The 20992-nt window shown below is 53.8% G+C and carries 22 protein-coding genes; all 22 read left to right on the top strand.

Annotation, left to right across the window (positions count from 1 at the left end):
- The first annotated feature begins 7 nt into the window (after positions 1-7).
- The 22 genes from JWG43_RS09955 (at position 8) to JWG43_RS09850 (ending at position 20403) form a co-directional block, all read left to right on the top strand.
- Positions 8-403, top strand: coding sequence for a hypothetical protein (locus JWG43_RS09955; protein WP_205242771.1), 396 nt, complete (start codon positions 8-10; stop codon positions 401-403).
- A 380-nt stretch (positions 404-783) separates the two neighbouring features.
- Positions 784-1479 (top strand): PilZ domain-containing protein, encoded by a 696-nt coding sequence (locus JWG43_RS09950; RefSeq protein ID WP_205242770.1) that lies wholly within the window; start codon positions 784-786, stop codon positions 1477-1479.
- A 97-nt stretch (positions 1480-1576) separates the two neighbouring features.
- A complete protein-coding gene (locus tag JWG43_RS09945; protein ID WP_205242769.1) occupies positions 1577-2251 on the top strand; it encodes a PilZ domain-containing protein in 675 nt (224 codons plus the stop codon).
- Between the two features lie 126 nt (positions 2252-2377).
- Entirely contained in the window at positions 2378-3136 is a 759-nt protein-coding gene (locus JWG43_RS09940; RefSeq protein WP_205242768.1) for a hypothetical protein, read from the top strand.
- Positions 3137-3229: 93 nt separating this feature from the next.
- Positions 3230-4273, top strand: coding sequence for a polysaccharide biosynthesis/export family protein (locus JWG43_RS09935; protein ID WP_205242767.1), 1044 nt, complete (start codon positions 3230-3232; stop codon positions 4271-4273).
- A 37-nt stretch (positions 4274-4310) separates the two neighbouring features.
- Complete coding sequence (locus tag JWG43_RS20050; RefSeq protein WP_205242766.1) at positions 4311-5771, top strand: O-antigen ligase family protein; 1461 nt, start codon at positions 4311-4313, stop codon at positions 5769-5771.
- Positions 5772-5798: 27 nt separating this feature from the next.
- Positions 5799-6530 (top strand): tyrosine-protein phosphatase, encoded by a 732-nt coding sequence (locus JWG43_RS09925; protein WP_205242765.1) that lies wholly within the window; start codon positions 5799-5801, stop codon positions 6528-6530.
- Positions 6531-6560: 30 nt separating this feature from the next.
- Positions 6561-8846 carry a GumC family protein gene (locus JWG43_RS09920; RefSeq protein WP_205242764.1) on the top strand — a complete coding sequence of 762 codons (2286 nt, stop codon included), beginning with the start codon at positions 6561-6563 and terminating at the stop codon, positions 8844-8846.
- The gene (locus JWG43_RS09915; RefSeq protein ID WP_205242763.1) at positions 8843-10081 is read left to right on the top strand and encodes a tetratricopeptide repeat protein; all 1239 of its coding nucleotides are present in this window, start codon (positions 8843-8845) and stop codon (positions 10079-10081) included. Before JWG43_RS09920 ends, JWG43_RS09915 begins: the two co-directional genes overlap by 4 nt.
- Positions 10078-11841, top strand: coding sequence for a J domain-containing protein (locus tag JWG43_RS09910; RefSeq protein WP_205242762.1), 1764 nt, complete (start codon positions 10078-10080; stop codon positions 11839-11841). Before JWG43_RS09915 ends, JWG43_RS09910 begins: the two co-directional genes overlap by 4 nt.
- A 209-nt stretch (positions 11842-12050) precedes the next feature.
- Positions 12051-12308 carry a transcription termination/antitermination NusG family protein gene (locus tag JWG43_RS09905; protein ID WP_205242761.1) on the top strand — a complete coding sequence of 86 codons (258 nt, stop codon included), beginning with the start codon at positions 12051-12053 and terminating at the stop codon, positions 12306-12308.
- 68 nt (positions 12309-12376) lie between these two features.
- Entirely contained in the window at positions 12377-12862 is a 486-nt protein-coding gene (locus tag JWG43_RS09900) for an Rpn family recombination-promoting nuclease/putative transposase (protein ID WP_205242760.1), read from the top strand.
- Between the two features lie 92 nt (positions 12863-12954).
- Complete coding sequence (locus JWG43_RS09895; protein ID WP_205242759.1) at positions 12955-13482, top strand: DUF4351 domain-containing protein; 528 nt, start codon at positions 12955-12957, stop codon at positions 13480-13482.
- 153 nt (positions 13483-13635) lie between these two features.
- On the top strand, positions 13636-13803 hold the full coding sequence (locus JWG43_RS09890) for a hypothetical protein (protein ID WP_205242758.1): 168 nt from the start codon (positions 13636-13638) through the stop codon (positions 13801-13803).
- 75 nt (positions 13804-13878) lie between these two features.
- A complete protein-coding gene (locus JWG43_RS09885) occupies positions 13879-14535 on the top strand; it encodes an Rpn family recombination-promoting nuclease/putative transposase (protein ID WP_205242757.1) in 657 nt (218 codons plus the stop codon).
- Positions 14439-14978, top strand: a complete 540-nt coding sequence (locus JWG43_RS19605; protein ID WP_240193511.1) for a DUF4351 domain-containing protein — start codon at positions 14439-14441, stop codon at positions 14976-14978. The genes JWG43_RS09885 and JWG43_RS19605 overlap by 97 nt, the downstream gene beginning before the upstream one ends.
- A 313-nt stretch (positions 14979-15291) precedes the next feature.
- Entirely contained in the window at positions 15292-15807 is a 516-nt protein-coding gene (locus JWG43_RS09875) for a DUF4351 domain-containing protein (RefSeq protein WP_205242755.1), read from the top strand.
- Between the two features lie 171 nt (positions 15808-15978).
- On the top strand, positions 15979-16194 hold the full coding sequence (locus JWG43_RS09870) for a hypothetical protein (RefSeq protein ID WP_205242754.1): 216 nt from the start codon (positions 15979-15981) through the stop codon (positions 16192-16194).
- A gap of 39 nt (positions 16195-16233) precedes the next feature.
- Positions 16234-17244: an Rpn family recombination-promoting nuclease/putative transposase gene (locus JWG43_RS09865; RefSeq protein WP_205242753.1), complete on the top strand. Its 1011-nt coding sequence runs from the start codon at positions 16234-16236 to the stop codon at positions 17242-17244.
- 340 nt (positions 17245-17584) lie between these two features.
- Complete coding sequence (locus JWG43_RS09860; RefSeq protein WP_205242752.1) at positions 17585-18496, top strand: class I SAM-dependent methyltransferase; 912 nt, start codon at positions 17585-17587, stop codon at positions 18494-18496.
- Positions 18483-18947, top strand: coding sequence for an MATE family efflux transporter (locus tag JWG43_RS09855; protein ID WP_205242751.1), 465 nt, complete (start codon positions 18483-18485; stop codon positions 18945-18947). The genes JWG43_RS09860 and JWG43_RS09855 overlap by 14 nt, the downstream gene beginning before the upstream one ends.
- 436 nt (positions 18948-19383) lie before the next feature.
- Positions 19384-20403: an IS110 family RNA-guided transposase gene (locus JWG43_RS09850; protein WP_205242750.1), complete on the top strand. Its 1020-nt coding sequence runs from the start codon at positions 19384-19386 to the stop codon at positions 20401-20403.
- Positions 20404-20992: the final 589 nt, after the last annotated feature.

Genomic DNA, 20992 nt, shown 5'->3' with positions numbered 1-20992 from the left:
GCGGGCAATGCTTCTTGACCAGACCCTTGCCGGGTACCAGGAAATCGACCGATTGAGCCGGGAGATTGAACAGGCCCTGCAGGCGGAAAACTTCGACCTGCTGGCCCCTCTCCTCGAGCGCATGAACATATTGCAGGAGGCCGTCAAGCACCAGGACACGGAAATGCTCGACCTGGTCCGATCCCGGCAGCCTGAGACGGATGATGAGTACGAGCAAATCAATGCACTTGTTCGCCTCATGCAGACGATCATAAACCGCAATCAACGGTTACTACCTCGAGTTCACGCCATTATGGCGGTTAAGCGTGACGATATGCGCAAACTGTCGACAGGCAACGCCCTGCTGAAAACCTACCAGAATATGCCCCGACAAAGCGGCGGTCGCATATCTTCCTCCAACTGAACATTCCCGGCCGGTACATCAAGGCTGGTCCGATACCTGGCATCGGTGTCATTTTTTTGCGCGCTACAGGGGTGTTGTCGAAAAAATTCTTCCTTTCTCATCCAGGTTGTGGCAATCTGAAAAAAAAAGATCGATTATTTCCAACTGGATCCGTGAGCGTTCGTCCGTGCGTCAGCTTTGTTGTTCGTGACCGTTCGATTAAAGTAGACTTTATCGGAAGGTTAGGGCAATGAAGATGGCGTGCGGACTGACGCTCCGAAGGGCGGCTGGTGAAGGTTATCTGCAAGGATTCTGCTGCGATTATAATGTGAGTACAGCAAGATATATCCAAAATAAGAGCCCATCCGTCACGGATTCAGGTTCCAGGGAGAAGGAAGACCTTGCCATCACTGAACAGTTTTCTTGCCAATATCAAGGATGGAACCGTGGCCCGGGTGACCGTGCCTTTGATCGGAGTTGCGGAAAAAGAACGGTTGAACTGTGTGTATGAAAAGACAGAGCCGCCCAAATTCCACCTGATCTTTCCCTGTGGAATCCTGGCCATCGATCAGGTCGATACCAGCCGAACCTGTATGCTCACCGTGGATGCGGCACAGCAGAGCATTGCCCTGTCCGCAGGTATCAGTGCCATCAAGGATCCACAAACACTGGAACTGGTGGCGCTGGACACGGTGGCGTATGACCAAACCCGCAACTTTTTCCGGGTTGATGCCACAACCCGGGTGGCTGCATCCTCGCTCATCCCCCCGGAAATGGCCAAAAACGGAGAGGATTGGCGGCTGCTCGGCGACACCATCGATCTCAGTGGCAGCGGTCTGTTGTGCAGTTTTCCCGAGCCTCTGGAGGCTGGGAAACAGGTGCGCATCGAATTGACGCTTCCCACCGGTGAAGTGGAAGTGATCCGTGCCCTCGGTCATGTGGTGCGCTGCCGGAAAATTAACGACCAGATGTACCATGTCGCCTTGCACTTTGACCTGATCGACTCGGAAAGCCAAGACAAAATCATGGCCTGCTGCTTTGAATTGCAGCGAAGATACCTGCGTTTACGGGTGCGGGTGCAAAACGTCAGGGTGTAGCGCCCATTCAGAGCACCTGGGAAACTTCCATATCGCGGCGGGTTCCACCGCGATATGGACAAGAGAACTCTTTACAACCAGAAAAGGAATGTCCACTGTGGCCAGAATTGATGATATTCTCAGCAAACTCGACAACGGCGCCCCCACGGTGGTCGACATCCCGGGAAAGCGGGATGAAGTCTTTCGCTGCGACGCGCTGTTGGTCAAGAAAGAAGCCCCCGGCCTGGAATTGATCTTTTCCCCCAACGCCTGGCAACTCGATGATTTGCAACTAGGAGCCAACTGTCCCCTGGCTGTGGAACACAACGGGCGGCACGTGAACCTCATCGCCCGTCTCGATGGGGCCAACGGCGACCGGCGCCTGCTGTTCACCGCTCGAGAACCGATTGCACCGGAAACGCTACGCGATTTTTTCAGAGTCGGCATCAACACAACCATTGAGGCACAATACCTTGCCGGTCCCAGGGAGATCAATAATCGAAGCTGGAAAATAAGCGGCACCACCATTGATCTGAGCGGCAGCGGTGTCCTGGCCCTCTTCCCTGAAAAACCTCCCAGCAACAAGCATATCCAGCTCAACATCACCGTGCCGGAGGAAGAGCAGCCCATCATTTGCCTGGCCAACGTGGTCAGGACGTACAGAGTGCGGAAAAACCGCTACCAGGTCGCTTTTCATTTCGAAAATATATCGGCAAAAGCACGAGACCAGCTCATTTCCTGCTGTTTTCAGGAACAGCGTCGACAATTGCGGGAAAATGTCCGCACGCTGTAACAACAATCAACATACCCTCTGAATATTTGGTTGAATTTTTAGTTTTTTTTTCAAAAAAAAATGTTATAAAAAAATTTACTAAGATATCATTCTGTCCAAATCAATTTCGCCCAAAAAGGAGGAAGCATGAAAAAGGGAGTGTTTGCAATGGCGCTGGCGTTATCCATGGCTGTCACCGCCACGGGAATAACCTTTGCCGCCGGCAGTATCGGCCACGGCAACATTGATGTCTACAAGGGTGGTCAACTTGCCGATAAACTATCCGGACAAAACCCGGTCGAGGACGGTGCTCTGCTGGTCTGCGATGGAAAATGCATGATCAGGTCCGAGGGTATCTCCCTTGTCGCCGCCGACCAGGCCAAACTCGCGATCCGCAACGAGGATCAGGCTTTCAATCTGTATCTCCGCGAAGGACAGGTCAACTACACCATTACCAACAATACCCGCCAGATTGCCTTCCATACCCCTCAAGGGACCTACACCACGGCTGAGGTCATTTTCAATGCCGACTCCAACCCGGTTGTCCGCGGTTATGCTCTCGTGAACCAAGATGGGAGCACGGAAATAGGTGTTGAAGAAGGTCGCCTGGTGTTCGCCACAGCCGAAGGCATGAAAACCGTAGACGCTCATCATAAGATTATCCTGGCTGTCAGTGAAGTCCCTGGTGATCCAGTCCTTACCAGCGATAAGAAAAAAGAGCGCACTGTCCTGTTTGGAGCCTTGGGCGCCGGTCTGATCACTACCGCCATAGTTGCGGCCGATAGCAGCGGTGGCAGTGGCTTTACTCCCACGGTTACCGACCCGACACCTGCTCCTCCTGCACCGACGCGTACGACGCCCTCGCCCAGGCGGACAGCAACTCCCTCGGCCAGCCCGAACACCTGATAAGCCGAATGTGTTAAGAAGGGTTGCCCCGCCAAGGTGGGGCAACCCTTCTCAGTTTATTCACCATCCCAGCAACGCCTCTTTCTGCGCATCATGACACTTCAAGCACCCCGCCGCGGCATCAGCCCTCTGTTCTCTCTATTTCTCGTTCTCGTTTTGCTGGCCACTTTAACCGGCTGCGCCAAAGAGCAATTCCAGGCGACAACGGATGTGGAAACCTTTCAGCGTCTACACCTTGAGGTGGAAAGGGAAAACAACCAGCGCGAGGCCCTGCCGGTGACGGCCGCAATTTTGCACGATGACAGCCCTGGTGATTACATTCTTGGTGCCGGTGATCTGATAGCGGTATCGGTTTTTCAGGTGCCGGAACTCAACGCCGAAGTTCGGGTTTCCTCCCGGGGCTTTGTCAGCCTGCCCCTGCTCAACAATGTGGAAGTCGCCAACCTGAGTGCCGCCGAAGCGGAAGAGTTGATTGAAAACCTCTACCGCGAGCGATACTTGCACAATCCTAACGTGACCGTGTATATCAAGGAACATGTCAGTAAACAGATCACTCTGGTAGGGGCCTTGTCACGGCCCGGCACCTACGATTACATAGCGAAACGGAGATTGCTCGATGTCATTGCCATTGCCAACGGTCTCAACGACAAAGCCGGCTCCATCGCCTATGTCAACCGCCAGGATCCCATCTCCGGGCAACCGGTGAATTATCAGGTGGATCTGGATGAATTGATCAAACGGGGTAACATGGCCCAGAACATGGCCATTCAGGGCGGTGATGTCATTTTTGTGCCGGAATCCGGTCAGGCTTTCATCGATGGCGCTGTCCGCAAACCGGGCATTTATTCCATCAGGTCGCAAATGACGGTCACCGAGGGCATTGCCCTGGCTGGTGGCCTGGCCTCCTATGCCGATGCCGACAGCATCAAACTGATTCGCTACATGGGGCCAGGTCGACAGCGCGAGATCCTTAAACTCAGTTATACCGACCTCCAGGGGGGGGTGGGCGACGGCATCGTCCTCAAGGACCAGGATATCATTTTTGCCGAATCCAGTTCTTCCGGAACCTTTGTCTCCGGCACCGGCTTCTCCCTGGGGTTCATGGGCACAGGCATCAATTTCAGAGACCCGAAGTGATTTTTCCGCCGGCACGGCAATCTTACCTGCACAACTCGTGATCGGATCAACACTCTTCACCCGGCTCCCCGCCTGGACCTTCCTGGGCATTTTGGCCACAATCCCCTTGCTGTTTGGGGCTGTGCACCCGATTGTGCAAGGGGGCTATGTTGCCCTTGTCTGCATCGTATTGGGGGGCTGGTTGCTCTATGCGCAATCGGAACAATTCTTTGCCGCGATCCGATCCCGCTGGGCAATGCCGCTTCTGCTCCTGCTCGGGTACACCGTTTTCCAGGCCTTTCCTGTGCCGTTTGCCTGGGTCGAAATGCTCTCTCCGGCCCGCGCCGAGCGTGTGGAAATGGTCAACCTGCTGGCCCAGGGTGGCCAACACTACTTTGCCCTCAGCGATCAGGGATGGAGCAGCCTCCGCCACACCACCCTGTTTTTGGCGCTGCTGATCTATTTTCTCACCGCCCGGTCCCTGCTGCTCTCCGATAAAACCTTCCTGCGGACCCTGGTACTGGTCATCGCCATGGTGGGCAGTATCGAAGCGGTGTATGGTCTCTTTCAGTTTCTCCAGCCCCGGCTGGGCCTGCTGTGGTTGCCCCTTACCGGCGGCCGGGCCGCTCACGGGACCATCATTTACAAAAACCAGTACGCGGCGCTGCTCAACCTGTGCTGGCCGGTGACCCTGGCCATGGCTCTGGTCCATCTGCGCGGTTTGACAGACCCGTACCAGCCGGCTGAATCATCTCGATCTTCCCGGACTTCGCGGCGACGTGGTGCACCGCGCCGCTGGCTGCGCCGGCTGGGTGAAACCGGCAAGGAGGCCCCCTTGCTCCTGTTTGCCACCGGTCTCATGCTGCTGGCCATCCTCTTTTCCCTGTCCAGAGGCGGCATCCTCACCATGCTGTTCATTTTTTTTCTGTTGAACCTGTTCCTGCCCATCAACAAAACACTCAAACGCATCACTCTGTCCCTCATCGCCCTCTTCCTGACCGGCTATGGACTGATGCTCGGCATGGACACGGTCATCCATCGATTCAACACCCTGGATGCCTCTGGGAACACCCGTCTCACCCTGTATCTGGCCAGCCTGCAAATGCTCTATGACCATTGGGCCACGGGTATCGGCCTGGGTTCGTATACCCTGCTCTCCCCGGTCTACCTGAAAGGGTTTGCTGCCAACATCCATTTTGACCATGCCCATAACGAATTCCTCGAATTGACGCTGGAATTGGGCTTGCCGGCGGTCATGCTGCTGTTTGGCTGGCTCGCCTGGATCATGACCAAAAATGGCGAGAAACTCCTCCACTGGTCCTCTACACAAAGGCAGCCCCCCCCGGCTTCAGTCCTCATTGGCAGCGCTGCTTTCTGCGCATTGCTCGGTTTCCTGGCACACAGCCTGGTGGACTTCAACTGGAGGCTGCCCGCAAATCTCTTTTTCGCCGTGACCATGGCCGCGCTGCTGTCCAACGTACCGGCGTACAAAACCGCGGCCGTCAACAAACCACGATAAACACCCTGTTTCTTTTTCTGAATTGTTATGGCGGATCTTTCCCAGTTCATCGACATCCACAGTCACATCCTGCCAGGCCTCGATGACGGCCCCAAAAATCTGGCGGAAAGCACTGCCATGGCCCGCTGCTATGCGGGCGCCGGCATCCGGACCATTATTGCCACCCCCCATTACATCAATGGCACCGCCTGGGCAGCCCAGGCCCACAAGGTCCGGGAGACCGTGAACGAACTGAACAGACACCTGGCCCGGGAACAGATTGATCTCCAAATCCATACGGGGATGGAAATCGCCTATCATCCAAAAGTTACCGAGTATATCAGCAAAAATCTCTTGCTCTCTCTGGCCGGTACCACCTATTATCTTATTGAACCCTCGTTCCAAGGTTCACAGGAGCACCTCCTGCACAGCGCCAGAACCCTGCTGCAGGCGGGAAAAAAGATCATCATCGCCCATGCCGAACGTATCGATGCTTTTCAAAGAGATCCGCGTCCGCTCCTGCAACTGGTAGAGCGGGGCCTGGAAATTCAGGTGAACATGGACAGCTTTCTCGACAAGTTCGACGAGCGCTGCCAACAGACGGCCTGGCAGCTCCTGCGGGCGGGGGGGGTCCACTACCTGGCGTCGGATGCGCACGCAACCAAACACAGATGTCCGCCAACCCCCGCGGACTGGGATGCCCTGGAAAATCTTCTTGGGGTTGAGACCCTGACCAACCTCTGCATCAACAATCCGAGGCGATTGCTCGCCGCATCGTAATTTTTCTCCACAACCCTTGATCAGTACACCATGAAAAACAACCAACACCCAGACATGAACAGGCAGCTGATACGGCGGGACAACAGCCAACAGCATCTTCCCAGCGTTGACGTACGGGAAGTCGTCCCCGAGTATGACGATGAAATCGATCTCCGCGATCTGCTCGATGTCCTCATCCGCAGAAAATGGACCGTGGTCACCGTGCTGCTGGTCTCCTTCTTTTCCGCCGCCCTGTATACTTTCAGCGTCACGCCGCAATTCAAGGCCACCAGTTCGCTCAAGGTTTCCGCGCAGTCGGCGAATCCGACCAAATTCGAGGGGTTGGAAAGTGGGGCCCTCAGGACCATGGAATTTCAGCAGACCCAGGTCCGCATGCTGCAGAGCGAACAGCTGGCCCAAAGAGTGATCGACCAGCTGGCGCTTGCCAACAATCAAGTCTTCAATCCAGCTTTAGCGGCAAAACCCGGCGAAGCCCAGGCCAGCCCCTTGTTCGACAGCCTCAAAAGTTTCATCCGGCCCAATGAAACAGCGGATTCCATTGACCTGCTCTCCGAGGAAGTCAAGCAGCAGGTCCTCGAAAACAGGATGCTGCAGACGTTTAAAAGCAGATTCAGCGTCACCCCGATCAGGAACAGTGAACTGATCGAACTCAGCTTTACCAGCCCGGATCCAGAGCTTTCCGCGGCCATCATCAATGCGGCCATGGACGAGTTCGTCAACATGCACATGGACGGCAGCATCCGGGCCTCCCAGGATGCCGGCCGTTTTCTTGAACAGCAGATCCATAACGCCCAGATCAACCTGGAAAAATCCGAGATTGCCCTCCAGGCTTTTGGCCGGCAGATCGGCGTGGTTTCCCTGGACCCGAAAACCAACCCGACCTTCCGGCAGATGGAGGCACTCAACGAGGCCCTTGCCAAGGCCCGGGCCGACAGAATCGCCAAAGAAGCCCGCTATGTCCAGAACCAGGGCCTGGGCAGTGGTGAACTGGCCCAGTTCATGGAAAACACTCTGATCCAGAACCTGAAAAACCAACACGCCACCTTGAACGCGGAGTATGAGAATCTGGCCATCACTTTCAAGGAAGATTATCCGAAAATGCGGCAGCTCAAGGCCCGCATGGATGACATCGAACATCGCATTGTTCTCGAAAAAATAAATATATTTCAATCCATTAAAAACGATTACGATACCGCCTTGCGCACAGAACAGGTCCTGACTGAACGTCTCGAGGAACAAAAACAAAAAGCCCTGGATCTGGAAGAGCTGGCCACCCAGTACAAAATCTACGAACGTGAGGTGGAAACCAACAAATCCATCTATCAGAGCCTGTTGCAGCGCTCCAAAGAGATCGAGGCCACGGTGGGTACCACACTCGCCAACATCCAGATCATCGACTCTGCCCGGGCACCATTGTACCCGTTCAAACCCCGGGTGGCCATGAATCTGCTCCTTGGCATAGCGCTGGGGCTGATGGCCGGCATGGGCATGGCCTTTGTCTTTGAGTTTTTCGACAATACCATCAAAAACCCCGATGAACTGGCCGATCGTTTCCACATCCCGGTGCTGGGTCTCATCCCCTTTGACAAGCAGGTGGTGGATGATCGCAAAACCATGGCCTTCAAGTTTTACGAAGACCCTCGCTCGCCGATTGCCGAGGCCTTCCGCACCACCATGACCTCGGTGCGACTCTCCGTGGCCGACAATCCGCCCAAAACCATCCTGATCACCAGTATTCTTCCCGGGGCCGGCAAGAGTTCACTCTCGGTGAACGCTGCCTTGTCCTATCTGGCTGAAGATGAAAAATGTCTGATCATCGATGTGGATCTGCGCAAACCAAGCCTGCACAAAATTTTCCAGGATGGTGACCGGGGTAAAGGGTTGTCCAGCCTGCTCACCGGCCAGGCCTCCCTCGGCGATGTGGTCGAACCAACCCGGTTCCCCGGGCTGGATTGCATCAGCAGCGGCCCGCTGCCGCCGAATCCGGCGGAACTGCTGTCCTCCAAGCGGATGCGCCAGCTGCTTGAATTGGCGAGCACCCGATACAACCGGGTTATCCTTGACGGTCCTCCATACCAGGGTTTCGCTGAAATTCTGGTCCTGGCCAATATGGTGGACGGTGTCATTCTGATCACCACCGAGGAAGACACCCCCCGCGAAGGGGTCAAGCATTTCCGCAATTCGATTGCCAATGTCGGCGGTCGGCTCCTGGGCGCCATTGTCAACAAATGCGGCCGGAAAAAAGGGTACGGGAGCTATGGCGGGTATAAATATTACGCCTATAATTACCAATACGGCCAGGACAGACAAGGGTGACCAATCCCATGGTTCCGTTGTCCCGGCATAAGGGGGCACGGCTGCTGGTTTTTGCCCTGCTCACCGGCCTGGCCGTGCTGCAGTTACGGCTGGCCCTGACGGCCCAGCACGAGTACAGCAGTCACCCGGTGCATGATCCGCTGACCGCCTATCGCGGCAATCCCCGCATGCTCACCTGGCATGCCAAGCAGGCGCACCTGTTCAACGGCGATCTGGGCGCCGCGGAAACCTTATATCGTCAGGCCCTGATCGCCAACCCGGTCTTCATCCCCGCATGGCTGGGGTTGGCGGAGCTGCGCAACGATACCGGCAACAACCCTGCCGCCCACGCCATCCTCGAGCTGGTCAGCGGGTATACGGACAACGTCAAACGATGGAGCTGGGACAAGGTCCTGGTGGCGTATCAATTCCGCCGCCTGGACCTGCTGGCAACGGACCTGGCCTACATTATCGCTGAAGTTCCCGGAAAAACCCAAGCCGATGCTCTGCGTATGGCCGGTACGGTCTGGCCGGACCCCATCGAGCGCGCCGACACCCTGGGGCCAGCGGTTGTTGGCCACTTGTTTCGCCATGCGGTACGAACCCGGGCACTCGATGATGCCATTGCCCTGTGGCCCCGGTTCGAGACGCTGGAGAACGATCAGCGGCAAGGCGATGTGCTTCGTTTCCTCAACCTGCTCATCGCCGAGGACCAGATCCGCCTGGCTGCGGAGATCTGGCGGCACACCATTGGCGGCACGCCCCTGTTGCATAACGGTGATTTTGCCACCCCCCCTTTGCAAGCGGCCTTTGGTTGGCGGATCCGCCGCCATGCGGCCTTTGTCTGGCAGCTGGCACCACCCAATATGAACCACTCCTTTCCCGCCTTACACCTTCGTTTCAATGGTCAGGAAAATATTGCCTTCCACCACGTCTGGCAACTGGTCCCCCTCCGCGGCGGCCAGGACTATCTGTTGCAGGGGCAGTGGCAAAGCACCGCTCTGACCACCAATGAACGACCGTTGTTCGAGGTGACCGGCCACAAATGCCAGGCACCCCGGACACGTACGGATATGATTGCAGCGGACCAGGCCTGGCAGCCTTTTACCCTTCGTTTCCATGTCCCCCACGACTGTGAGGCCATGGTGGTCAGGTTGCGCCGTACCCCCAGCCACCACATCGACAACCGTCTCGGTGGCGAACTCCGGTTGGCTGATCTGCGTCTCACCGCCGTCGATACTTCCGGGCAGCCATGATCACCGATCGTGACAGGGATCAGATCGCGTGGTTGATCAAACGCCGTGCCGAGGGGATCCCCACCGAAGAACTGTTCATTCTTATCGCCGAACACAAAGATGTGCTCGATGCCTGCCGGCAATTGATCGAACAGACCGGAGGTGATGCCCGGAACATCCCGCAATGGCTGACCAGCGGTTGTCGAGCCGCACACATCGACACCCGGGAATTCTTCAGTGAAATCAACGAAGCCGTGGTTCTGTTCACCCCTGCCCGGCCTTCGGAGACCGGGCATCACGCCGTATTGGGTCTGCAACCCGGCGCGGACCGGGAAACGATCAAACAGCGCTATCGCCAGCTCTGCCGCCGCTACCATCCGGATGCCACCGGTGATGCCTCTGGGCGGGACACGGACACCTTCATCTCCATCACCAATGCCTATCAGGCCCTGATGCATAGCGCGGAGCACACCACGGAGCTGCCCCAACCGCCCGCAACCAGGCCCCGGCACTGGCGACGTACGGGAAAGACCGCCAAGAACAAGCAGAAACAAGGCAATATTCTCTTGTTCGGCCTGCTGGCCATGGTGCTCGTTGTTACCAGCCTGATGGTTGCCCGGGCCTATAATACCAAAATGATGATGTCCGGCCTGCAGAATAAAAACACGGCCTTTGTACCGCCCCCCAAAGAGCAGGCCCCGCCGAACAACCACCGCCAACAGCTGAGCACCGAACCGCGGGAATATACAAGAGTGCCTGCCATCCAGACCACCAGGCCGCAACCAGGTGCTGATCCCCCCGAACACCACCCTGCCCGCTCCAGCCAATCAGCACCAATGGCTCAGAATAGTGATCAGCAATCTGCTGTTGCCCTGTCGACGGTCCAGCCTTCGCAACCTCCCCCGGACCTCGCACTGCCCGCTCCTGAGCGGCAGATCCCGCCACCGGCCGCACAAACCAATGTGGTAACCTCCCAGGATCCCCAACAAAATGACCAGAAACAGCAGCCGACCACGACACTGTCCCTGCCAAAGCAGAAGATAATACCAGCAGAAACCACCAAGACCCGGGTTGCCGGCACAACCAGCCGCGATCAACACTTCGCCGAGGCCGATTCCCGACAACCAGGCGCGACAGCCCCTGATGGATCAACCACACAGCACCGGGCGACAACTGCATCCCCACCCGCAACCGCGGTTCACACCGCCAAAAACCAGAAAACCGAGCCAGGGAAACAAACCACCAGTCCAGCGGTTACGGCCTCTCTTGCGGCATCCGAACAACCGTCCGCAACCCTTTCCCAACCGCCTCCGGAACTGCCGGCAGTGCCAACCGAACCTCTGCCATATACCATAGCCGCGGATCCTCCGGATCCGGCCGCCGCACCTGATTCGAACGTCTTCATGGCAGCACAGAAACGGCGCACCCAGCAACAGATCGATACCTTTCTCCGCCAGTACTCCACTGCCTATCAGCAGAAAAATCTGACCAGCTTCCGCTCTTTTTTCAGCCCTGACGCCACGGAAAACGGCAAGCCCCTGCAAGAGATTATCCCGGTCTATACTCAACTGTTTGCCCAAACCAGAACCTTGCACTTCCATGTCGACCCGCGCTATTGGGAGCAACACAACTCGACCATCGATCTGCACGGCCGCTTTACCATTAACCTTACCTATCTCAACGGCACCAAGATAGAGGGCCAGGGGGATATCCGTTTTCTCCTCATCGAGGATGGTGAACAATTTCTTATTCAAAGCCTCAACTATGTTTTTGACCAATAACCTGGATCCGTGAGCATTCATCCGTGCGTCAGCTTTCATTGTCTCCTGCACGGAACTCACTCGATACCTGGACATCCTCAACCCAAAAGCCAAAGACCTGGACAGCCGGGGCATCAAGGAAACCCTGCACCGGATTGCCCCTGAATATGTGCCCGATTACACCATCGAATGAAATACCAATGAACAGGGGAGACAGATTCTCGTCGACAATGACAAACCGTGACGAGATCCCGCCTTGGCCACGACCTGACGAAGCTGACACCACCCCGCTCTGGTACGTCGTCCGCACCAAACCAAACCAGGAGCAATTGGCTCGCCTCAATTACCAGAATCAGGGCCTGGTTGTCTACCTGCCCCTGATGCAGACCCTTCGCCGCCATGCCCGCCGCACGGAAGAGGTTCGACGTCCGGTCTTTCCCAGTTTATCAATTGAAATTATTGATTTTTTGAAATTCCAGGCACTCTAATTCTCTGAATTAGGGTTTCTTTGAAAAATATGAGTTAAAATTTCCAAGAATCATAATCAAACCACCCCATGCCACAAGACATAGCCAATCCCCACGACAAATTGATCAAGCAGATCTTCGGTGAACCGGAAAACGCCGCCAGTTTCCTCGCCGCCAACCTGCCCGCGGAACTGGTCACCCACCTGGATCTGAAGACCCTCACCGTGGTGCAGGCATCCTTTATCGATGCGCAATTCACGCAATCCGAAGCGGATCTGCTCTTCTCGGTCACGATTGCCAATCGGCCGGGATATGTGTATCTTCTCATTAAACACCAGAGCAGCCCGGATGTGTGGATGAAGCTCCGCCTGCTCAGCTACATGGTGCGGGTATGGAAACGCTTTCAACGGGAGAAACCCGCAAGGCAACGGTTACCGGCAATCATTCCCCTGGTGGTGTTTCATGGTGCTAAAGGGTGGCAGGGGCCGGTGACCTTTGATGCCCTGGTGGATATACCTCACCAGTGCTTTCTCCCGTACACACAGACATTCCAATGCAAACTCTTCAAAAATTAGGGACACTTCCCCTATTTTCATGGGAAATATTGGCCACTCTCTTGAAGTTCGTAAAATAGGGGAAGTGTCCCTAATTTTTTTCTGCCCATGGCATGGAGGAACTGGCCGGCAATGCCATGGTGCGGGTCATCAGCGATCTACTCCGCGCCCAGAGCCTTTCCCAAACGAAAGAAGGACTGGAAAAACTGAGAAGCGCGTTTACAACCCTGAACGAACTTGCGCAGGCTCCAGGATTTGCCCAATACCTTGAAATCGTTTTCCGGTATGTCCTGCAGATAAGCGATATGCCTCAAGAACAACTGGGTCAGATGGTCAGCCAGACCATCAAACACGATGTGGAGGATGTTATCATGACCACCTATGAAAAATTGAGACAGGAAGGCGAGCTAATCGGTTTGCAGAAAGGCAGGATGGAAGGCAGGGTGGAAGGCAGGATGGAAGGCGCCGGCCGGGTGCTGCTCCGCCAGCTCGCCAAAAGATTTCCCGAGGGGGCAAACCATCTCCTCCCCCTGCTCCAGGAGCTTACCCCGGAACAGCAGGATGAGCTGAGCGAAATGATCCTCGATGCAACCAGCCTTGAGGAAATTCACGCCTGGCTCAAGTCCATCCGCGGCAATTGAACACAGGGGATGTGTTGGGGTTCGTTGCTCACCGCCAACCAGATAAGCATACAATGAACTGTACGTTAATCGGACTTATGGACGTAGAGGCACATTATGCGAGGGGAGGTTCAAAGCCAGAAGCAAACTCCATAAAAAGAGCCAAGGGCAGACTTGACCCCCCTTTCACTCTCACCGGCCCAATACCTTGAAATCGTTATCCGGTACGACCTGCAGATAAGCGATATTCTCCAGGAACAACTGGGCCAGATGGTCAACCAGACCATCAAACACGATGTGGAGAATTTTATCATGACCAACTATGAAAAATTGAGGTTGTAGGGTGGGCAGGCGTCTTTTTGCCTGCCCACACGGTAGCGGACACACCCCTGCCATAAACCACCAAAAAACCATTCCATGCCACAAGACATAGCCAATCCCCACGACAAATTGATCAAACAGATCCTCGGTGAGCCGGAAAACGCCGCCAGTTTCCTCGCCGCCAACCTGCCCGCGGAACTGGTCAGCCACCTGGATCTGAAGACCCTCACCGTGGTGCAGGCATCCTTTATCGATGCACAATTCACGCAATCCGAAGCGGATCTACTCTTCTCGGTCACGATTGCCAATCGGCCGGGATATGTGTATCTTCTCATTGAACACCAGAGCAGCCCGGATGTGTGGATGAAGCTCCGCCTGCTCAGCTACATGGTGCGGGTATGGAAACGCTTTCAACGGGAGAAACCCGCAAGTCAACGGTTACCGGCAATCATTCCCCTGCTGGTGTTTCATGGAGCTAAAGGCTGGCAGGGGCCGGTGACCTTTGATGCCCTGGTGGATATGCCTCACCAGTGTTTTCTCCCGTACACCCCGACATTCCAAAAAATTAGGGACACTTCCCCTATTTTCATGGGAAATATTGGCCACTCTCTTGAAGTTCGTAAAATAGGGGAAGTGTCCCTAATTTTTTTCATGGCATGGAAGAACTGGCCGGCAATGCCATGGTACGGGTCATCAGCGATCTACTCCGCGCCCAGAGCCTTTCCCAGACGAAAGAAGGACTGGAAAAACTGAGAAGCGCGTTTACAACCCTGAACGAACTTGCGCAGGCTCCAGGATTTGCCCAATACCTTGAAATCGTTTTCCGGTATGTCCTGCAGATAAGCGATATGCCTCAAGAACAACTGGGACGGATGGTCAGCCAGACCATCAAACACGATGTGGAGGATGTTATCATGACCACCTATGAAAAATTGAGACAGGAAGGCGAGTTAATCGGTTTGCAGAAAGGCAGGATAAAAGGCAGGATGGAAGGCGAAATGTTAGGACTGCAGAAAGGCGCCAGCCGGGTGCTGCTCCGCCAAATCGCCAAAAGATTCTCAGAAGGTACGGATCACCTCCTCCCCCTGCTCCAGGAACTCACCCCGGAACAGCAGGATGAGCTGAGCGAAAAGATCCTCGATGCAACCAGCCTTGAAGAAATTCACGCCTGGCTCAAATCGATCCGCGGCAATTGAACACGGGGATGTGTCGGGGTTCGTACCTCACCGCCGATCCACGGACTTTGTTTCGCTATACTGCCCCCCGAAATTCACCAATTTCAGCAGCTACATTTACCGGCAATCATTCCCCTGGTGGTGTTTCATGGTGCTAAAGGGTGGCAGGGGCCGGTGACCTTTGATGCCCTGGTGGATATACCTCACCAGTGCTTTCTCCCGTACACACCGACATTCCAAAAAATTAGGGACACTTCCCCTATTTTCATGGGAAATATTGGCCACTCTCTTGAAGTTCGTAAAATAGGGGAAGTGTCCCTAATTTTTTCATGGCATGGAAGAACTGGCCGGCAATGCCATGGTACGGGTCATCAGCGATCTACTCCGCGCCCAGAGCCTTTCCCAGACGAAAGAAGGACTGGAAAAACTGAGAAGCGCGTTTACAACTCTGAACGAACTTGCGCTGGCTCCAGGATTTGCCCAATACCTTGAAATTGTTTTCCGGTATGTCCTGCAGATAAGCGATATGCCTCAAGAACAACTGGGTCAGATGGTCAGCCAGACCATCAAACACGATGTGGAGGATGTTATCATGACCACCTATGAAAAATTGAGACAGGAAGGCGAGCTAATCGGTTTGCAGAAAGGCAGGATGGAAGGCAGGATGGAAGGCGCCGGCCGGGTGCTGCTTCGCCTGCTCGCCAAAAGATTTCCCGAGGGGGCAAACCATCTCCTCCCCCTGCTCCAGGAACTCACCCCGGAACAGCAGGACGAGTTGAGCGAAAAGATTCTCGATGCAACCAGCCTTGAGGAAATCCACGCCTGGCTCAAATCGATCCGCGGCAATTGACCACAGGTGATATGTTGGAATTCGCTGCTCACCGCCAACCAGAGAATGAACTGTACGTTCATCGGATTTATGAACGTAGAGGCGCATTATGCGAGGGGTGGTTCAAAGCCAGCAGCAAACTTCATAAAAAAAAGCCAAAAGCAGACCTGACCCCCTTCGACAAGGATCCGCGTGGGCAAACGATACAACCGTTTGCCCACCCTACCGGCCCAATACCTTGAAATCGTTATCCGGTACGACCTACAGATAAGCGATATTCCCCAGGAACAACTGGGCCAGATGGTCAACCAGACCATCAAACACGATGTGGAGGATTTTATCATGACTACCTATGAAAAATTGAGATTGAAGGGTGGGCAGGCGTCTTTTTGCCTGCCCACGCGGTAGCGGACACACCCCTGCCATAAACCAACAACAAACCACTCCATGCCACAAGACATAGCCAATCCCCACGACAAATTGATCAAACAGATCCTCGGTGAACCGGAAAATGCCGCCAGTTTCCTCGCCGCCAACCTGCCCGCGGAACTGGTCAGCCACTTGGATCTGAAGACCCTCACCGTGGTGCAGGCATCCTTTATCGATGCGCAATTCACGCAATCCGAAGCGGATCTGCTCTTCTCGGTCACGATTGCCAATCGGCCGGGATATGTGTATCTTCTCATTGAACACCAGAGCAGCCCGGATGTGTGGATGAAGCTCCGCCTGCTCAACTACATGGTGCGGGTATGGAAACGCTTTCAACGGGAGAAACCCGCAAGTCAACGGTTACCGGCAATCATTCCCTTGGTGGTGTTTCATGGTGCTAAAGGGTGGCAGGGGCCGGTGACCTTTGATGCCCTGGTGGATATGCCTCACCAGTGCTTTCTCCCGTACACACCGACATTCCATTGCAAACTCTTTGATCTCTCTGCCCATGGCATGGAGGAACTGGCTGGCAATGCCATGGTGCGGGTCATCAGCGATCTACTCCGCGCCCAGAGCCTTTCCCAAACGAAAGAAGGACTGGAAAAACTGAGAAGCGCGTTTACAACCCTGAACGAACTTGCGCTGGCTCCAGGATTTGCCCAATACCTTGAAATCGTTTTCCGGTATGTCCTGCAGATAAGCGATATGCCTCAAGAACAACTGGGTCAGATGGTCAGCCAGACCATCAAACACGATGTAGAGGATGTTATCATGACCACCTATGAAAAATTGAGACAGGAAGGCGAGCTAATCGGTTTGCAGAAGGGCGAAATGTTAGGCCTGCAGAAAGGAGCCAGCCGGGTGCTGCTTCGCCTGCTCGCCAAAAGATTTCCCGAGGGAACGGACCATCTCCTTCCCCTGCTCCAGGAACTCACCCCGGAACAGCAGGACGAGTTGAGCGAAAAGATTCTCGATGCAACCAGCCTTGAGGAAATTCACGCCTGGCTCAAGTCCATCCGCGGCAATTAAACACAGGGGATGTGTCGGAGCTTGTACCTCACCACCGACCAGATAAGCAGGCAATGAACTATACGTTACTCCGACTTATGGACGTAGAGTCACATTATGCGAGGGGAGGTTCAAAGCCAGTAGCAAACTCCAAAAAAGAGCCAAAGGCAGACTTGACCCCTTCGTCTTTGGATGAGTCACGGCGTCAAGTAGTGCCAAAAAGCAGGTGGACGCAAAAAAAAAGCTGGTTGTGCAGCTCATGAGGAGCTGCAAGCCTGGTTGATTGAGTTACTTTTCAACACCTTTTATATATGTGCCACTAAAAGTGGCTATTCAAAATCCATGTAGATGGAGGCTGTTAGTGAAACACTTACTGGTAAAGATTGCGAATACCCTAACGGCACCAGTTAAAGCCAAGCGGTTTTCATTATTGAAAGAGCAAGGCCTACCAATTCCAATAGCAGCGGCGCTTTCATATTTGTTAAATGATGACGGCGGGACAGCCGCAGTGATTCATGAAATTGAAGAAGTCCGAGAGGATATAAAGAAAGCTGGTAACCAGCTGGTAGAAATCCTGTACTCACCCAAGCCTGGCTCTAGTGGACAAATGACGCACCCGGAAATAAGGCCGGAGCCAGGCACCAGGTTGAATTTCAGTATGGAGCGTGTAGCTCTGACTGGCAAGAATAAAATTTGGGGCAGCGTTCTTTATCTTCTAGCTAGAGAGTCCAAAGCACAAACTATCCTTGAGCTTGGCAGCTGTGCTGGCATTTCAGCAGCTTATCTCTCAGCATCCGAGCATTGCGAGGTGCTGCATACAATCGAGGGTTCAGCGGCATTGAGTAGGCTGGCGCAAGACACGCTGGAAAAGCTAGATCGTAAGGCGATTGTCCATAATGCGCTATTTGACGATGCCCTTGATGACATTCTCCCGCAAATAGAATTGATTGACCTGGCGTTCATAGATGGGCATCATGAGAAAGTAGCGACAATACACTATTGGGAGAGAATTGCACCCAAGACACGACCTGGTAGCATCATAATTTTCGATGATATAGCATGGTCTCAAGATATGCGAGATGCCTGGCTCTATTTGTCTAAACAGCCAGCCTTCTGTGATGCTGCAGATTTTGGACCCATTGGTGTATGTATCTGTGGAGAACAATCTGGCGTGGACGAAACACGCTACTGGGATCTCCAAAGCCTGCTCGGCAAACAGCAAGTCGGACAACCGCATGGTTGGTCAAGGAAGGAAGGCGATGTTGTTTTGTAGTCCAAAGAACTCAAAGCTTGCGCAGGCCCGCCCTTTCAAAATTAAACCTTTAAATTTCCAATTAGTTATGATCGCCTTTCCACTGATGTTTGCTTTCTATCGTCGAGCAAAAAACTACCTGCACAACAGTTTCTGGATAATCGGTGAACGAATTTTCGCCTTGGGGCTTGTGTTCGTTGCCACGATTTTTGTTGCCAGATATTTAGGGCCTGACCTGTGCGGCTCACTCGCTTATGCGATATCGCTTACCGCGCTGTCCGGCGTTGCGGGTCACTTGGGGCTCCATGGTCTTGTTGTTCGAGAGATCGTGAAAGAGCCCAGTTTGAGAGGACAAACTCTAGAAACAACGGCGGTCCTGAAGTTCATTGCGTTGGCCACCGGTTACCTGATGATTATTGAATGTCATGACGACCTTCAACGCGCTCAAGAACCAGGTCTGCAACATCGTTGACAACTACGACTTGAGAAAAAATACCAAAGCGCAGCTTCAGGCCATCAGTTTGAAAGAGTGTAGAAAAGCGCATCGTGGGAACAAACAGGCCGTTGTTTCGACATGCTCATCGCCCCTCATCCATGGAGACGATTGTATCGATGAGCGGCCATGGATGTGAGGGGCAACACTATTTGCTTGCAAGTGTCCATTGACAAGCATCAGGCCCTTTGGCAAAGATCAGGCATCTGTCGAAAAATACTCTCGGATTTCATCACCTGATGTTGCGGGAAAAGAAGATCAAAGATCAATTATTGGGCTGATTGGATGATAAAGATGAAAAATGATGTTTCAAGACTTGATAATCATATAAAAGGCACCTCCTTCAGTAGATCGGTGGAGAACTCCTCTGTTATACTGAAAAGAAAGCGACCAAACTTTCACCAGGAGGTGCCATATGAAACTATACGCTGGAATCGACTTGCATTCAAACAACAATTTTTTGGCAATTTCTGATATCCAGGATAAACGGGTTTATCAAAAACGACTGCCAAATCAGGGCGATGTCGTACTGGCCGAGTTAGAGCCGTTTCGTGAAAAAATAGTTGGTGTTACCATAGAGTCAACATACATCTGGTACTGGTTGGTCGATGTATTGATGGACAATGGCTACACGACCTATCTGGCGAATCCGGCGGCAATTCAGAAATACAAGGGATTGAAATACAGCAGCGACAAACACGACGCTTTCTGGCTGGCTCATCTTCTCCGGTTGGGGATTTTACCGGAGGGATACATCTATCCGAAAGCGGATCGACCGACGCGCGATCTCCTGAGGAAACGCGGACATTTGGTCCAATTGAGAACATCATTGATCAACAGCTTACAGGGCATAATCAGCAGAAACTGTGGATGCAAGTTGAGCGGCAGCAAGATCAAGCGGGTGAAAGAAAATCATATTGGCCCACTGTTGGCAGGCCAGGAAGACCTGGAGTTGAGTGGTGAAGTGAGCAAGGAGAGTATTGACTTTTTATCCAGGCAGATTGTCAAAATAGAGAACACGGTTGTCAGTAGAGTCAAGCTCCGCAAACCGTTTCTCGGCTTGCAGACCATTCCCGGGCTTGGCAAAATTCTCTCTCTGACGATTATGCTGGAGACAGGCGCCATAGAACGATTTGCCAAGGTCGGCAATTTCTCCTCATACTGCCGTAAGGTGCCAACCACATGGCAAAGCAACGATAAGATAAAAGGAAAAGGAAACAGCAAAAACGGCAATAAATATTTAGCCTGGGCGTTTTCCGAGGCGGCAGAGTTTGCTCGCCGTCACGACGAGGTAGCCAGGGCATTTTACAACCGCAAGGCAGGCAGAACAAACCGGATGATAGCTCACAGCGCTCTGGCCCATAAGCTGGCGCGAGCGGCATATTACATCATGAGGGATAACGTCGAATTTGACCATCGAAGACTTTTTGCATGACAATTGGCCGGGGCGGTGAACCAGCAGTGGGGTTGGCAAAACCACCAGATTTGATTGGCAGCCGTCCCGTCCGGTGATTTTTGGTTTCTTTACCGCCCATGTCGTGAGCCATCGTAGGGTTGGTTCAAAACCATCTGATTTGTAAGCAGTTATATTTTGGACACGGCATGGAACCGCTGATTTTCTGGACCGCCTTCCGGCGGTAAGGGCTAGAGCGGAGAGAGGAAGAACTACCTCCACATTCCGTTTCTATAGCCTTGATCCTGATGGGTGACTGGTGCGGCGGATCATTCGTCGACACGCACAAACGAAATACCGGGCGCGGCAAGGTACTGAAAACACAGACCAAGTAAATTCTACCATCAACCCTTGCAAGAAAAAATTGTGTTTTTTCTTGAATGGGGGAGTTTATTCATTGACAAGAGGCCTTTTAATGGGTGACCCCCACATGACCCCCACTTCTGACCCCCACTTCAGATACAAATCGAACCAGATCAGGCTGACCACTAAGGGGTTGCCTCTCGTGCCTACGCTCTGCGTGGGGATTGCATGAGGGAAGCTCCCGCGTCCAGCTACCAACCAGGGGCTG

This window comes from Desulfobulbus alkaliphilus (assembly GCF_016918545.1).
GTDB lineage: Bacteria > Desulfobacterota > Desulfobulbia > Desulfobulbales > Desulfobulbaceae > Desulfobulbus > Desulfobulbus alkaliphilus.
This window is presented reverse-complemented; position numbering and strand designations above follow the sequence as displayed.

What these genes read in the sequence shown, in the direction of transcription:
- JWG43_RS09850 (WP_205242750.1), top strand. Translation starts at nt 19,384, where the DNA reads ATGAAACTATACGCTGGAATCGACTTGCATTCAAACAACAATTTTTTG.
- JWG43_RS09855 (WP_205242751.1), top strand. Translation starts at nt 18,483, where the DNA reads ATGTTGTTTTGTAGTCCAAAGAACTCAAAGCTTGCGCAGGCCCGCCCT.
- JWG43_RS09905 (WP_205242761.1), top strand. Translation starts at nt 12,051, where the DNA reads ATGACAAACCGTGACGAGATCCCGCCTTGGCCACGACCTGACGAAGCT.
- JWG43_RS09895 (WP_205242759.1), top strand. Translation starts at nt 12,955, where the DNA reads ATGGAGGAACTGGCCGGCAATGCCATGGTGCGGGTCATCAGCGATCTA.
- JWG43_RS19605 (WP_240193511.1), top strand. Translation starts at nt 14,439, where the DNA reads ATGGAAGAACTGGCCGGCAATGCCATGGTACGGGTCATCAGCGATCTA.
- JWG43_RS09875 (WP_205242755.1), top strand. Translation starts at nt 15,292, where the DNA reads ATGGAAGAACTGGCCGGCAATGCCATGGTACGGGTCATCAGCGATCTA.
- JWG43_RS09940 (WP_205242768.1), top strand. Translation starts at nt 2,378, where the DNA reads ATGAAAAAGGGAGTGTTTGCAATGGCGCTGGCGTTATCCATGGCTGTC.
- JWG43_RS09885 (WP_205242757.1), top strand. Translation starts at nt 13,879, where the DNA reads ATGCCACAAGACATAGCCAATCCCCACGACAAATTGATCAAACAGATC.
- JWG43_RS09910 (WP_205242762.1), top strand. Translation starts at nt 10,078, where the DNA reads ATGATCACCGATCGTGACAGGGATCAGATCGCGTGGTTGATCAAACGC.
- JWG43_RS09865 (WP_205242753.1), top strand. Translation starts at nt 16,234, where the DNA reads ATGCCACAAGACATAGCCAATCCCCACGACAAATTGATCAAACAGATC.
- JWG43_RS09955 (WP_205242771.1), top strand. Translation starts at nt 8, where the DNA reads ATGCTTCTTGACCAGACCCTTGCCGGGTACCAGGAAATCGACCGATTG.
- JWG43_RS09925 (WP_205242765.1), top strand. Translation starts at nt 5,799, where the DNA reads ATGGCGGATCTTTCCCAGTTCATCGACATCCACAGTCACATCCTGCCA.
- JWG43_RS09935 (WP_205242767.1), top strand. Translation starts at nt 3,230, where the DNA reads ATGACACTTCAAGCACCCCGCCGCGGCATCAGCCCTCTGTTCTCTCTA.
- JWG43_RS09920 (WP_205242764.1), top strand. Translation starts at nt 6,561, where the DNA reads ATGAAAAACAACCAACACCCAGACATGAACAGGCAGCTGATACGGCGG.
- JWG43_RS09900 (WP_205242760.1), top strand. Translation starts at nt 12,377, where the DNA reads ATGCCACAAGACATAGCCAATCCCCACGACAAATTGATCAAGCAGATC.